We start from the raw sequence: 13,824 nt of genomic DNA, 5'->3' as shown, positions 1-13,824 counted from the left end.
TGTCTGCGGCTCGATCATCGCTTGCAGCCGGGAAAGCGCTCGCCTTTCCTTACGTCTGCAACCGTACTATAATTAAGTAATAAGCTTGGAAAAAGCAACAACCCTAGCTTTTCGCAGCATTATGCGGCCGTAGATGCAATCTACTCCCGCATGATGGTGCGAAATTTTGCCGTTAAAGGAGATTGCGCCTGATGGACGCTGGCCCAAACATTTTAATTATGACCCCCGTCACAGCTGAGAAGGATGCAGTTTGTCGAGGCTTGCAAAACAACCTGCGCTTTCATGTGACAGAAGCCGGAGTTGGCCCAGCGGAAGCCGCTGTCCGCACGACACTCGCTCTCACACGGGGCAGCTATGATCTCGTCATTTGCATGGGAATCGCCGGAGGCTTTCCCGGCCGCGCAGCCGTTGGCTCGCTCGTCATAGCCGATGCCATCATTGCCGCCGATCTTGGGGCAGAGACACCGGATGGCTTCAGCAGCCTGGACACCCTTGGCTTCGGTTCTTCTACAATCGAGGCTGGCGCACAAGCCTCCGCTTTAGCCGCAGCACTCGCTCAGGCTGGCCTTGCTGCAGCGCTGGCCCCCATTTTAACGTTGTCGACCGTCACCGGAACTGCCGCCACCGCCCAAGCGCTGAGCGAGCGCTTTCCTCGCGCCGCCGCTGAAGCGATGGAGGGCTTTGGCGTTGCAGCAGCTGCACAAAGCTTTGGCATTCCCGTTCTTGAAATTCGCGCCATTTCGAATGCGATCGGCCCAAGGGACCGCAGCGCATGGCGAATTGGCGAAGCTTTGCAGGCTTTGGAAGCTGCGGGCTCCACACTATTGGAGGTGCTTGTATGAAAATCGCTTTTTCTCCATGTCCGAACGATACTTTCGTCTTCCACGCTTGGGCGCACGGGCTTATCCCGGATGCACCAGAGCTGGAAATTACGTATGCCGATATCGACATTACCAATCGTCTGGCAGCCAGCGGCGACAGCCCGCTTGATGTGCTGAAAGTTTCCTACGCCGCCCTCCCTTGGGTGCTGGAAGATTATGCGCTGCTTCCATGCGGCGGTGCGCTGGGCAGAGGCTGCGGCCCGCTCGTCCTGACAGCTGGAACCCGCACGGATGCGGCAGCATTATCAGGCAAACGCGTAGCAGTGCCAAGCGACCGTTCCACCGCTTACTTGCTGTTCAGGCTTTGGGCGGCGAAGCACGTTCCCGGCGGGGTCGGCGATATCGTCATCATGCCATTCCATGAAATTATGCCTGCCGTTCGCGACGGACATATCGATGCTGGCCTTGTCATTCATGAAGCGCGCTTCACGTATCCAAGCTTTGGCCTATCCATGATGACGGATCTTGGCAGCTGGTGGGAATCGGATACGGGACTGCCTATACCGCTCGGCGCCATTATCGCCCGCCGCTCGCTCGATTTGCCAGCCATCACGAAGTGGATTCAGGCCTCAGTCGCTTATGCATGGGCGAATCCAGAAGCGCCTCGCGATTACGTCATGCAGCATGCCCAAGAGATGGACGCTGCCGTAGCGAAGGCGCACATTGATCTATACGTGAATGACTTTACCGCCAATCTCGGCGATAGCGGATATGAGGCGATAACGACGCTGCTGAATCGCGCTGCGCAGGAAGGGCTCGTGCCAGCCATCGATCCTGAGCTGCTGAAATTTCAGCCTTAGCTTAGGACGGGCTATTGTTACGTGTGATGCTTACTCGTTGTGAAAATATAGGCTCGTCGAATTACGTCCCGATATCCTGATCGGAATCGTCCCATTTTTTCGAATACGCTTTTTTTGTCACCCAAAGTGTCATCCATGTCAGCAATATAACGATTAAGCCTGAAAAAATCCAAACGCCTATAGGCACATTCATTCGCTGCTTCCTCCCTTTCGTCTCTTTTCCTACTATCATACAGGAGAATCGGCGGGGGGAACAGTCCTTACGAAAGAGCTTGACGAATGGCCTTCCTTTTAGTATATTTGGAAATAATTATTTGAATAGCAGCGGCTTACGATGGAAGCACCCGTAAGAGAAGACGCCTCAGGCGTCCTTCTTGCGGGTGCTTTTTTGCGTGCATTCGGGACTATGCCCTTTATCGCTGCCCTTCAACGTCTTTCATTTCCACCATTTTAAAGGAGGGCTCCACTATGTTTATTTTCAAGCCGCTGCATGTATTCACTGCTCTAATCGCATTATCCTTATTTCTGACGCTGCCATCACTCTCCACCGCTGCCACGTCGCTCTTGCCTTTTTCGCCCACCGTTCAGACGGCCTTTGACAAACTGACCACGGGTGCTGACTCTTCATCAGCCTCCCAGCTCAAGAAGCAATATGACAGCCTGCTGTCTGCCCAGCAGCAGGAAGACGCTTGGGAAGGCAAAATTACCGCCAGCCATTATCGCAATGAAGAGGCGCTTGTTGCCATTCGGCAGCGCATCAAGCAATTGAATGAGGAGAAGCTTGCCAAGCTGGCAGCTGACGTTAAGCAGACGAAGGAGCATTATCAGCCGCTATTTGAGCTGTACGCTTCGCTGAGGAAGCAGCAGGAAGCCGCCAAGCTGCTGCAAAGCAAGGAGCTGAATGCCGTGATGAAGGCGCAGCTGGAGCAAACGAAGCAAGCCGTCCAGCTCGCCAAGCTGGATATTAAAAATAAGAGCGAGGCCTACAGCAAGCTTAAAGCCGCCACTGTGTTGAAAGCGAAGCAGACGCGCGCCTTATTGGAGACTGCTTCCTCGCAGCGCATCAAAATCCGCTCCGCCAAAAGCAGCATATCCAGCAGCCGCAAGCTTATTACGGCCGAAGGCAAGCTATTGACCCAAGCTGTGAAGAAAGGCGATGCCGCAGCCGCTTCGCGCTCCTTCGCTAAGCTGCTGACGCTGCAGCAAAGCATTCTGGATAAAAAGCAGGCGATCTACAGCAGCGAGGAACAGATTGCCGCTATTATTACAAAGGCGAATGCACTGCTCGCTTCATAAGGCACCGTCCATCTATTTTTATCCATAGCAAACACCCCTTAGAATATCATCGAACTAACCAGCTGGTTATCCCATGTTTATTCTAGGGGGTGAATGGGGTGAATTTCATCCTATTTATTGTTTAATGAGACGCTTAAATAAATGGTCTGCGGTCCAATACCAATTGCAGGGGCCGATCCGTAAGGACAAGCTCTGGAACCAGCTGTTGAATGACTGCAAGGCCGCTTACAGCGCCGCAGAGCGAATGCAAATCTTCGAACGGCTCTGCTGGCGATTGTTCGCCCAGCTTCTCGATATAGGCAAGGAAAGGTGCTGCCGATTCCCGAACAACAGCGAGCACTTCCTCGCGGCGATAGGACGTTTGCTTCAGGCAGCAGCCCAGCACGTAAACCCAATCGATTTCGAAAAAGGAAAGCTGCTCCTTCGGCTGCTCCCACCGCTCGCTGCGGAACAAGGCGATGCAAGTATCGACCAATGCCTCCACATAAGGAATAGGCTGCTCGCGATAAGCCATATTAAACAGGTAATGAAAGCTGCCAGCCAAATGGTGGAAGAGCGGCGCACCGCGCAGCTCGCCATCTCCATCAACCATGCAGCCTTTGCGCCATAAGCCCGTTGCCGGATCGGCCTGCTCCTTCAACCAGTCGAAGTACCAGGCTTCCCACGCAGCGTCTACTTCCTGCGCGAGCACCAGACTTGCGAAGACGCCGGAGCCCTTCTGCGATTCTCCCCAAGGCTGCTGTACCCAATCCAGCTGCTCCAGCAATTCGTAAAGCCCTTCTTTGCTTCTATAGGCTGCAAATTGCTGAAGCGGATATAGTGGCTTTCCATCAAAAAGCTCCAAAGCCGATATTGCGAACGCCGCGCTATGCAGCTCATTATGGTAAAGCCCGCGGAACATGCCGCTGCCTTGCTCCTGAAAGCTTTGCAGCGCCTGCTGCCATGCGGATTTTTCCGCTTCTGCCTCCGGCAGCCCGTTCACCGTGTATAGCAGATTGGCGGCATCCGCCGTCCCATACACATCGCTCCGGCCTGCCTGCTTGTCCGCATGAAGGAAGCGTTCGTAGAACATCCCATTCGCATCCTTGGCGAGGTGAGCATCAAGCGTCAGCAGCACCCGATTGATGAATGGTTGCGCCTTTATAGCCATTGCCTCATCCCCCTCCTTTGCCTATAGCAAGATCTGATCGATCAGCGTCAGCTCTTCATCGGTGAAATGAGCAACAGCAAGCGCCTGTACGGCATCTTCAATCTGGCTGACTTTGCTGGCACCAATAAGCGCGGAAGTCACTCGTCCGCCACGCAGCACCCATGCCAGCGCCATTTGCGACAGCTTCTGGCCGCGGCCGGCTGCCATTTCGTTCAACTTGCGCAGCTTAACGATAAGCTCATCGGTAATTTCCTCTGGACGCAGAAACACGCTTGGGCCAGCCGCACGCGAATCTGGAGCAATGCCATTCAAATAGCGATCGCTCAACATCCCTTTCGCAAGCGGGGAAAATACGATGGAGCCAATCCCCTCTTCTTCCAGCACGTCCAGCAAGCCATCCTCAACGTGGCGATTAATCATCGAGTAGCTCGGCTGGTGAATCAGACAAGGCGTACCCAGCTGCTTCAAAATGCGCGATGCCTCACGCGTCTGCTCCGGCTTATAGTTGGACAAGCCAACATACAGCGCTTTGCCTTGGCGCACAATCAGATCAAGCGCAGCCATCGTTTCTTCCAGCGGCGTATTTGGATCTGGACGGTGATGATAGAAAATATCGACATAATCGAGTCCCATGCGCTTCAAGCTTTGGTCAAGGCTCGACACCAAATATTTTTTGGAGCCAAAATCGCCGTAAGGCCCTTCCCACATGCCGTAACCGGCTTTTGTCGAAATGATCAATTCGTCGCGGTAAGCCCCAAAGTCGGCTTTCAAAATGCTGCCGAACGTTTGCTCAGCAGAGCCCGGAGGCGGTCCGTAGTTATTCGCCAGGTCGAAATGCGTTATACCAAGGTCGAATGCCCGTTTAACCATTTCTCTGCCTTTCTCTACGGAATCAATACCGCCAAAATTATGCCACAGCCCTAACGAAATAGCAGGCAGCTTCAATCCGCTTCTCCCACTGCGGTTATATGTCATAGTGTCATATCGATTATGACTTGCCAAATAGCTCATTCATTTGTTCCTCCTCAGGTTTAATATAAACCTATTGTACCGAGAAACGACTATGAATCCTATGTCAGCAAGGATGATGTTTATGGAATAATGTCCTTTTTTAAAACATAGGAAGTATATGATTTTTCCATCCATTCTCTATATTTCTACACAAAACAGCAGCTTTGCCACCAGAGGGCGGCTTCAGCCGTTTACGCTTGTAAAATAACTATTCAAAATTGCGCGGAGGTGTTCCCTTTACCTTTTTGAACATTTTAGAAAAAAGCAGCGCATCTTGATACCCTACGGAACGCGCCACCTCACTGATGCTGTAGATGCCCTTCCCTAACAGCTCACAAGCTTTATTCATCCGATAGTTAAGCAAATACTGCTGCGGCGGCATGCCCACAGCCTCTTTAAACAGAAAAGACAAATATTTGCGATCCAGGCCGAGTACGTCAGCGAGCTGCTCCATCGTAATTCGTTCACTGTAATGGGCGTGCAGAAATTCCATGCTTCGGTGAATGTAGGCTTCCTGCTTGCGCGCGGCATTGCTGCTATTGCTTTCCGTTAAAGGAACCAACTCGACAAGCAGCGATAAAAACTCATATAAAATGGCTTGAAGGCGCAAATCACTGCTGGCTTGGTGGGATACAGCTTCCGTCAACTGGTCATACAACGTCGGCATCAGCTTCATATCCATGGGAAATACGGGGTTTTCTGGCGTAATCGATGTCCGGGCGATGATTTGGGCAGCCTGCTCTCCAAAAAAACCGATCCAGGAGTACGTCCACGGGTCCTTCTCGTCCGATTCATAAGAAATAAGCACCTGCGGATAAATGAGGAAGGCTTGTCCGGCTGTAAGCGTGTAGGTTTTGCCCGCTACCTTCACAGTCCCTTTTCCTTTATGAATGAAATGCAGTTTAAAGTTTTCCCTTACGATTGGCCCTATGAGATGACAAGGCTTGCATGCCTCTTTGCCCCAATAAAGCAAATACATATCCGGGCCATCACGAAAGGGACGCTCCGGATTATACTGAAACACTGCCATGATGACCTTCATCCCTCTCTACGCTATCTTGCATCGTGATGTGGCGAACGACTGCTGCAACAAGGCAATACCACTCATGATTTCTCTATATAAAAACAGCCCCTACTGGGGGCGCTGCTTTTTGGATGCTTTCCGATAATAATAGCACAGTTTTCAAACATCTGACACAATTAAACGGATGCAATTTTTTAATAATAAATGCCCTTTTCAGCCTTAGCTTTTCACATGATTGAATGAATTTACACCGTATTAAACAATGTTTGATTAAAAAAATAAAATTTTTATTCGATTTCAATTGAATTCACTAAAAAAAGCAGGGTGAGGTTTTCCTCTCCCTGCTTTTATGATTTTCTTACTGTGCAATTTTACTCTGCTTTTCTGACCCAGAGCATTCCTTATTCGTGACTTTCGAATAGAGCGGCTAATTTCTCAATCGCCTGATCCTCGTCTGTACCTTCAGCCGTGAGCTTGATTGGCGTACCCTTCATAATATCGAGCGCCATTAAGCCCAAAATGCTTTTGCCATCGGAAATAATGTTTTTCGCTTGCCAAATGACGCGGATCTCGGATTCGAAGGAAGAAGCAAGCGTCGTGAATTCTTTCGCAAACAACACATTAAAGCCATTTTGCTTCGTTAACGTATCATGTGATTTCATCTTTGTCAGCACCTTTCATTCTATATAAGTTGAACAATTGATTAGCATGGGACGATGGTCGCAACTGCGAGAAAGGTTGGACTTCCGGCCGCTGTTGTTTTCTGATTTCTTGCTTTTATTCCTCGTTGAGGATGAAATCCGAAAACAAAGGCGGACAAGCCGATGCTTACGAAGTGGCTTTCCTACGGAAAGCTGTGGCTCTCTCCAGTTCCAACCTTTCTCTCCGTTTCTCCCCTCCCCATCGCTTTCTTTAGTTCAGCTTATAAAATTAATTGTTTGCAGCCTCGTATTAAGCTTTTTTAACAGCTTTCAATTCAGCTACAATTTGCGGATACAATTTATCCAGCTTGTGGAAATACAAAATGACCATCTGCAATACCCCTAAAATAATCGGCAAGTAAATAAACATGAAGTGAATCGCGCTGCTTGCGGAAGAGCTGATTGTCTCTTGTCCTCCGATATATCCGCCAATCGCCAGACCCCAGCCAATAATAGCTGCGCCCAGACCGCTGCCCGCTTTCGTACCAAAGCTTCCTGCGCTGTATACGAGTCCTTCTGTACGCACACCTGTTTTCCATTCGCCGTATTCTACGGTGTCGGCCAGCATGGCGAAAATCGTACCAAGAATTGGCGTCATGCCAAGCGCCTTAACCACCAAGCCAACAATAACAAATGTAACATTCGTTGGATCAATCAATATAACCAGCGAGCCTAAAATCATAATAAAGCTGCCGACAAGCGCTACATTCCGTTTGCCATACTTCTTGATAAGTGGAGCAATCAAGAACAAACCGACCGCAATAGGAATCAATCCGGCAAAGCTGAGAAGGCCCAGCAGCTCAGCATCATTCAACATGTACTGTGCGTAATAAATATTCAAACCATTCATGCCGTAGTTTGTGTAAACAGTGACAGCGAATAGCAGCATAATCGCCCAATATTTATTGCGGAATAGCGCTCCCAAGCCTTGCTTGAAAGGGATTTCTTTTTGCGACACGGAAGGCTTTACGCGCTCACGTGTCGATTTAAAGGTAATGAAGAACATAATGAGAGATAGAACGCCATAAATCGTGAAGGTCAATATCCAGCCTTTTTCGCCGCCGCCAAATACTTTAACAAGCGGTTGCGTCGCGAAGCTGACGCCGATTGCCCCTGCAAGCGCACCAAGCATACGAACGATATTGAGCACCGAACGCTGATAGCCGTCCTGCGTAACAAGCGAGTTCAACACCCCATATGGAATGTTAATGAACGAATAAATAAAATTCATGAGCAAATAAGTAACATAGGCATACACGAGCGCTCCGCCCGGTCCGACATCAGGGAACGTAAAGAGCAATACGCCTGAAGCGGCGAATGGAATCATCATCCACAGCAGCCATGGACGAGCTTTGCCATGCTTATTTTTCGTTTTGTCTACCAATGCCCCTACTCCGACGTCAAGGAAGGCATCCAATATGCGGGCAATCAGCATCATCGTTCCGATTGCGCCTGCGGCAAGTCCCATTACGTCCGTATAATAATACGTTAGAAACGTAGCCGCCCCTGTAAAGATAAGGTTGCTGGCTGCATCACCAAAACCATAACCAATTCGTTCCGACCATCTTACTTTATGGTACGCGTCGTCTTGAACGCCGCTTGCTGTCTGATTCGCACTCATCGCACATTCTCCTCTTTTACCTAGCTTTAAACGCTAATTTATAAGCTGTTCAGCTCTCTAATTAATTGGTCAAGCATGTCTTTGGTGAAGCCATCGCCGCCGAATGCCATCAGGTTGCGAAGCGGCATGTATTGCATCATTTTGACCATCATTTCCGCATGGGCATCATCTTCATCAACGCCGCCGAGCGGGCTGTTCTCTTGGAATTTCTTCATATATGGCTGCAAAATGACAGTCGCTTCTTCATTGTTATACAAGTCGCCCAGTGTCGTATTTTGCGTATAATGCTTTTTCAATTTAACGGTAGATTCAACTGCAAGCGTCGCTTCAAGAACGATTTCCTGCGAGGAATGCCCAATCAAAATAGCGAATTCGCCGCTTTCCACATGCCAATCCTTAATATCCACATTGTAGTAGGCGAAAGAACGTTTATTGAGCACGAAGCTCACCGTTTTTGTCTCGCCCGGCGCGAGCGCAACCTTTTTAAAGCCCTTCAGCTCTTTCTCTGGGCGAATTACGGTGCTTGCTACATCCTTCACATAAAGCTGCACCACTTCTTTGCCTGCTACACTGCCTGTATTGGTCACATTGACCGTTACTTCTACCTCGTCTGTATCCTTGATGCTCGCTGCGCTTAGCTTTAAGTCGCTGTAAGCAAATGTCGTGTAGCTCAGGCCATATCCAAACGGGAACAGAACATCTAGTTCCTTTTTGTCATAATAACGGTAGCCTACGAAGATGCCCTCTTTGTATTCAACGCGGTCGCCTTCGCCCGGGAAGTTCAGGAATGAAGGGTTGTCGCTAAGCTTCAGCGGGAACGTCTCTGCCAGCTTGCCGGAAGGATTCACTTCTCCAAACAATAAATCTGCAACGGCTCCGCCAACGGCCTGTCCACCCAAATAACCTTCAAGCACAGCATCGACTTGATCCAGCCATGGCAGCAGCACCGCTGATCCATTGAGCAGCACAACAACGACGCGGCCTTGAACGCTGGCAACAGCCTCGATCAGCTTGTTTTGATTTTCAGGCAGATTGAGATGCTCGCGGTCATACCCTTCTGATTCATAACGGTCAGGCAAGCCTGCAAAAATGACAGCAACCTCCGCCTCGCTTGCAGCGCGCTTCGCTTCTTCGATCAACGCTTCATCAATGGCATCATCACCTGCGTGATAGCCTTGCGCATAAACAACTGCCGATGCATCGCTAACGAGCGCCTTAATTTCTTCAACTGGGTTATCCAGCTTTGTCGGTACAATATGCGAGCTGCCGCCGCCTTGGAATCTTGGCTTCTCGGCAAAAGCGCCGATAACTGCTACGCGGCTGTTTTTCGCAAGTGGAAGCAAACCGCCTTTATTCTTAAGCAATACCATGCTCTCGCTGGCAACGGTTCTTGCCAATTGGTGATGCGCGTTTTTGTCATACGTAGCATCCTTAACTTTCTCATCTACCGATTTGAAAATAATGCGAAGCAGGCGCGTTACCGCGCGATCCAAAGCTTCCTGCGTCAATGTGCCATTGCTGATCGCATCAAGAACCTTCTTCTCGCCTACGCCATTGCTTGCCGGCATTTCCAGCTCCATGCCTGCCGCAAGCGACAGATCGCGCTCATTAACTGCGCCCCAGTCAGAGACGACAAAGCCTTCATGGCCCCACTCATCCTTCAAAATATCGGTAAGCAGCTTTACATTCTCGGAAGCAAATACGCCATTCACTTGATTGTACGAGCACATAACCGTCCAAGGCTGCGCTTTTTTCACCGCGCCCTCGAAGCTTGCCAAATAAATTTCGCGAAGCGTACGCTCGTCAACAACTGCATCCGTCGACATGCGGCGATGCTCCTGATTGTTTACGGCGAAATGCTTCAGCGATGTTCCGACGCCTTGGCTTTGTACACCGTTGATATGGCCTGCTGCCATCTCGGAGGACAAATAAGGATCTTCGGAAAAATATTCGAAGTTGCGTCCGCAAAGCGGGGAGCGTTTAATGTTCACGCCTGGCCCAAGCAAGACGGCAACATCTTCTGCCTGGCATTCTTCACCAAGCGCAACGCCGACTTTGCCAATCAGCTCTTCATCCCATGAGCAGGCAAGTCCAGCTGCAGAAGGGAAGCAGGTTGCTGGCACACTGTCGAAAATGCCCAGATGATCCGCACCCGTTTGCTGCTTGCGCAAGCCGTGTGGTCCATCCGTTACCATAATGGAAGGTACGCCTAGACGTTCGACACCTTTCAAATGCCAAAAATCAAGCCCCGAGCATAGTCCGGCTTTTTCCTCCAGCGTCATTTGAGCTACGATATCCTGAATGTTTCTCGTCAATGTAAAAACCTCCAATTCGATATAGGTGATGATGAGTTCCTGTTCTACCCCACAGAAAAAAATGGATGACTTCGAAGCATAACTTGCTCCTATCCCCATTTCTTTATCAACTAATTTAAGTATAGTGCGTTTGTTTAGCGCTTTCCTTCCCTCGTTTCACTGAAAACAATGTCACTTTTTATGATTATCCTTTTTCCTCTTTCTTACTCTTTCAAAAAGAAAATAAAAAAGGCCATATGGCCGCCGCCTTCTGCAAAAAAAAAGACCTCCGCCGATTGTATAATCGGACGAAGGTCTTTCTGCCTTTTATATGGTATTGTGCTGCCATTCCCGTTTAATCTCCAGCAGCTGAACCTCATGCGGCGCAAGCAGGCCCTTCAGCGTCAATACATCCCCTACTGTCTCGGTGCTCATATGCTGCTTCGGCACGCTGCAGTGGTTCAAATAGTCAATATCCGGCGGCATCAGCTCAGCGGGCGCGCCCATCCGCAGCCATTCATCATAGGAGCTGCCCGATTCCCGGTTAATCGCATGCCGGTGTATGCGGTAAGCGCCTGGCTCCAGCCCTTCTAGCTGTATGGTCAGCTCCAGCTGGTCGTTATGATTAAAGACGGCATACCGATGATGCGGCTGAATGCCTGAAATATCATTTTGGAGATACATCTGGTCAAAATGGGCGTAATGGAACAGCAGCAGCTGATATGCGCCATCCTTCGACATCGTCAGGCAGTAGCCATCGCCGCGGTCAAGCAGCTTGCAGCCCAGCTTGGCAAGCAGTTCGTAGGCATAGAAGGCTGCTTTTTTGAGCCCATTATTCGTAATCAGGCCAAGTCCGCCGTGGAATGCCTCCTGCGGCAGCGGCAGCTCCTCCAGTAAATCCGTTACCGTCCAGTAACCCAGACTGCTCACCTCATCCAGCGTTTCCACAATGTTTTTGGCAATGTATGCCGCTTTGAAGCAAGTATCATTCGTCAGCTCTCGATGATGGGGCGTTGCATTCCATTCCGTCACATGCAGCTCAGTGCCTGTCCATCCAAGCTCCAGCAGCTTGCGCTTCACCCTGCCCAGCATTTTGGGAACATAGTCCTCGCCCGCGTAGCGGAAATCGCTGATTTGGGGCACTTGATCATGCTCTGACTCCGTTACCGCATATTCAATCGGGTACATATGAATGGTGATAAAATCAGGCAAGCATTCATGCTCGGTGCAGTAAGCCAAATATTTTTCCATCCAATAGCTGCGATCCACGATGGTGTCTCCCTGCATGCATGGGCCGCCAATCTGCGCCTGCGGGTACACGCGCTTAATCGCCTTAAAGCTCGCTTCATATAGTTCCAGGTATCGTTCAAACGGATCTGGCCAGAACAGCCCGCCATCCGGCTCGTTCCAAAATTCAAAGCGCCAGCTGCTTACCTCGACACTGCCATAACGATGGAGAAGATGCTGAATGAACGCTTCCATCAGCGCGGTCCAATGCTCCATCTCATTAGGCATGCTCATGTAGCTTTTTTTATGGAAGAAAAACTTCGACTGATCTGCAAAATCGCCCGGCATAAAGCCCAGCTCGAAGAAGGGACGCAGCCCGATGCTTCGGAAAAAATCGACCACCTGATCGACATAGCCGAAGCTGAACAGGGGCTTGCCGTCCGGCCCCAACCGCGCCACCATCATTTCATCATCGAAGATGCCGTGGAAGCGAATATATTGAAAGCCAATGGATTGCTGCACCATCCGTAAATGCTGCTGGACGGGAGCAAACAACGCTTCCTTCGCCTTGCCGATCGTACATAAGCTGCGCCAAGTATGCTTCAGTGTCCGCCCGCTGCCAGAGGCACGGATTTGTACGGAGCGGCAGATGGAGCCTTGATCAGCAGCCGCAATCGTTCCAGCACTAGCTTCCGTTGGCAAATATTTAAACAAGCTGATGTAAGCATTTTCCCGGTCAAAAGCCAAATAATTATCGCTGGAGGGCTCGGACAATTCCGCCTCAGGCAAATGCTGCCCGCGATGGCCGCGATATTCCGTCGGCGTCATTTGGTAGACCGCTTTGAAAGCCTTATGGAAAGCTTTCAAATTAGGAAAGCCGCTGTCCAAAGCGATTTTAATAATTGGCTCCTGTGTCGTCAGCATCGCTTTGACCGCATGCTCCAGCCGAATGCGCGTAATATAAGTGCGGAACGTCACACCCATGCTTTTCTGAAAGAAGCTCGATAAATAGGAGACGGAGAAATTTTCACGCTCGGCCAGCTCATTCAGCGTCAGCGGGCGATTGAAGTGCTCCTGAATGTACTCATTCAAATGGAGGAGCCGCGCCATCGTACGGCGGTTAATCGGATACTCCCGCTTCTCCTGCGTGCTTCTGAATTTGCGCAGCAGCAAATAAATCAGCTCCAGCAGCAGGGAGCGGACTTTAATTTCATAGCCATATCCGGCTTTATTATAATTCCACATAATGGTGGACAGCAGCGTACGCACTTCAATAAACTTCTGCTGATCGCCTTGAGCATGCCAGCAGGAATTGCACTCAAAGGCGGTCTGCTCCGTGTCCACCCCCTGCTCGCGCAGAAAAGAATCCGGAATTTGCAGCGCCAGCAGCAGATTTTCCTGATCCGATTGTATCGTATGAATGTCATTGCTATTAATAAGGATAATATCCTCTTCATTAAGCACGAAAGGCTTGCCTTGTACAGCAATGATTGCCTTGCCCTTAAGCACGAACAGCAGCTCCATGCTGTCATGCCAATGATTCGGGACGTATCTGACGTTATGAAAAAAAATATGCAGCGGAAGCTCATGATCCGTCTGAATGATTTCATAAGTATGGTCCATCTATGTCCTAACCGCCTCGTTCATTTGACCTTTTGTTATGTGTACTCAACGTATCACCTGCTCACAGGACTGTCAAATCCAGTCATGCGAAGATAGCGTAAAAGCATAATCTGCGCTTGATTGTAGAAGCGGTTAGGAGTAAGATGGGTAGGGATCATTTTTTTCCAATATTTGAGTTTATTTCAGGAGGGTATCC

11 protein-coding genes are annotated in these 13,824 nt (G+C 50.0%); 3 read left to right on the top strand and 8 right to left on the bottom strand.

Annotated elements, in window-relative coordinates:
- The first annotated feature begins 191 nt into the window (after positions 1-191).
- Together AC50Y5_RS22095 and AC50Y5_RS22090 are read left to right on the top strand one after the other, a co-directional pair.
- Positions 192-842: a futalosine hydrolase gene (locus AC50Y5_RS22095; protein ID WP_494863770.1), complete on the top strand. Its 651-nt coding sequence runs from the start codon at positions 192-194 to the stop codon at positions 840-842.
- The gene (locus tag AC50Y5_RS22090; RefSeq protein ID WP_056031998.1) at positions 839-1,681 is read left to right on the top strand and encodes a 1,4-dihydroxy-6-naphtoate synthase; all 843 of its coding nucleotides are present in this window, start codon (positions 839-841) and stop codon (positions 1,679-1,681) included. The genes AC50Y5_RS22095 and AC50Y5_RS22090 overlap by 4 nt, the downstream gene beginning before the upstream one ends.
- A gap of 61 nt (positions 1,682-1,742) precedes the next feature.
- Here AC50Y5_RS22090 and AC50Y5_RS22085 read toward each other — a convergent pair whose 3' ends face one another.
- Positions 1,743-1,874 carry a hypothetical protein gene (locus AC50Y5_RS22085; RefSeq protein ID WP_257790767.1) on the bottom strand — a complete coding sequence of 44 codons (132 nt, stop codon included), beginning with the start codon at positions 1,872-1,874 and terminating at the stop codon, positions 1,743-1,745.
- Between the two features lie 275 nt (positions 1,875-2,149).
- Here AC50Y5_RS22085 and AC50Y5_RS22080 point away from each other — a divergent pair, with 275 nt between their 5' ends.
- On the top strand, positions 2,150-2,977 hold the full coding sequence (locus AC50Y5_RS22080) for a hypothetical protein (protein WP_494863767.1): 828 nt from the start codon (positions 2,150-2,152) through the stop codon (positions 2,975-2,977).
- A gap of 133 nt (positions 2,978-3,110) precedes the next feature.
- Here AC50Y5_RS22080 and AC50Y5_RS22075 read toward each other — a convergent pair whose 3' ends face one another.
- The 7 genes from AC50Y5_RS22075 to AC50Y5_RS22045 form a co-directional block, all read right to left on the bottom strand.
- Positions 3,111-4,127 (bottom strand): hypothetical protein, encoded by a 1,017-nt coding sequence (locus AC50Y5_RS22075; protein WP_494863765.1) that lies wholly within the window; start codon positions 4,125-4,127, stop codon positions 3,111-3,113.
- A gap of 21 nt (positions 4,128-4,148) precedes the next feature.
- On the bottom strand, positions 4,149-5,138 hold the full coding sequence (locus tag AC50Y5_RS22070) for an aldo/keto reductase (RefSeq protein ID WP_056032007.1): 990 nt from the start codon (positions 5,136-5,138) through the stop codon (positions 4,149-4,151).
- Between the two features lie 208 nt (positions 5,139-5,346).
- A complete protein-coding gene (locus AC50Y5_RS22065; RefSeq protein WP_099517520.1) occupies positions 5,347-6,168 on the bottom strand; it encodes an AraC family transcriptional regulator in 822 nt (273 codons plus the stop codon).
- 395 nt (positions 6,169-6,563) lie between these two features.
- The gene (locus AC50Y5_RS22060; RefSeq protein WP_494863762.1) at positions 6,564-6,824 is read right to left on the bottom strand and encodes an HPr family phosphocarrier protein; all 261 of its coding nucleotides are present in this window, start codon (positions 6,822-6,824) and stop codon (positions 6,564-6,566) included.
- A gap of 289 nt (positions 6,825-7,113) precedes the next feature.
- The gene (locus AC50Y5_RS22055) at positions 7,114-8,484 is read right to left on the bottom strand and encodes an MFS transporter (protein WP_494863760.1); all 1,371 of its coding nucleotides are present in this window, start codon (positions 8,482-8,484) and stop codon (positions 7,114-7,116) included.
- Between the two features lie 38 nt (positions 8,485-8,522).
- Positions 8,523-10,799: a glycoside hydrolase family 3 C-terminal domain-containing protein gene (locus tag AC50Y5_RS22050; RefSeq protein WP_494863758.1), complete on the bottom strand. Its 2,277-nt coding sequence runs from the start codon at positions 10,797-10,799 to the stop codon at positions 8,523-8,525.
- A gap of 306 nt (positions 10,800-11,105) precedes the next feature.
- Entirely contained in the window at positions 11,106-13,628 is a 2,523-nt protein-coding gene (locus AC50Y5_RS22045; RefSeq protein ID WP_494863756.1) for a GH39 family glycosyl hydrolase, read from the bottom strand.
- Positions 13,629-13,824 lie beyond the last annotated feature (196 nt).

It is taken from the genome of Paenibacillus sp. JT22N7 (assembly GCF_059383875.1).
Note: the sequence above shows the minus strand (reverse complement) of the source record. Positions and strands in the feature narration are given on the sequence as shown.

What these genes read in the sequence shown, in the direction of transcription:
- AC50Y5_RS22075 (WP_494863765.1), bottom strand. Translation starts at nt 4,127, where the DNA reads ATGGCTATAAAGGCGCAACCATTCATCAATCGGGTGCTGCTGACGCTT.
- AC50Y5_RS22060 (WP_494863762.1), bottom strand. Translation starts at nt 6,824, where the DNA reads ATGAAATCACATGATACGTTAACGAAGCAAAATGGCTTTAATGTGTTG.
- AC50Y5_RS22095 (WP_494863770.1), top strand. Translation starts at nt 192, where the DNA reads ATGGACGCTGGCCCAAACATTTTAATTATGACCCCCGTCACAGCTGAG.
- AC50Y5_RS22080 (WP_494863767.1), top strand. Translation starts at nt 2,150, where the DNA reads ATGTTTATTTTCAAGCCGCTGCATGTATTCACTGCTCTAATCGCATTA.
- AC50Y5_RS22090 (WP_056031998.1), top strand. Translation starts at nt 839, where the DNA reads ATGAAAATCGCTTTTTCTCCATGTCCGAACGATACTTTCGTCTTCCAC.
- AC50Y5_RS22070 (WP_056032007.1), bottom strand. Translation starts at nt 5,138, where the DNA reads ATGAGCTATTTGGCAAGTCATAATCGATATGACACTATGACATATAAC.
- AC50Y5_RS22045 (WP_494863756.1), bottom strand. Translation starts at nt 13,628, where the DNA reads ATGGACCATACTTATGAAATCATTCAGACGGATCATGAGCTTCCGCTG.
- AC50Y5_RS22065 (WP_099517520.1), bottom strand. Translation starts at nt 6,168, where the DNA reads ATGGCAGTGTTTCAGTATAATCCGGAGCGTCCCTTTCGTGATGGCCCG.
- AC50Y5_RS22085 (WP_257790767.1), bottom strand. Translation starts at nt 1,874, where the DNA reads ATGAATGTGCCTATAGGCGTTTGGATTTTTTCAGGCTTAATCGTTATA.
- AC50Y5_RS22055 (WP_494863760.1), bottom strand. Translation starts at nt 8,484, where the DNA reads ATGAGTGCGAATCAGACAGCAAGCGGCGTTCAAGACGACGCGTACCAT.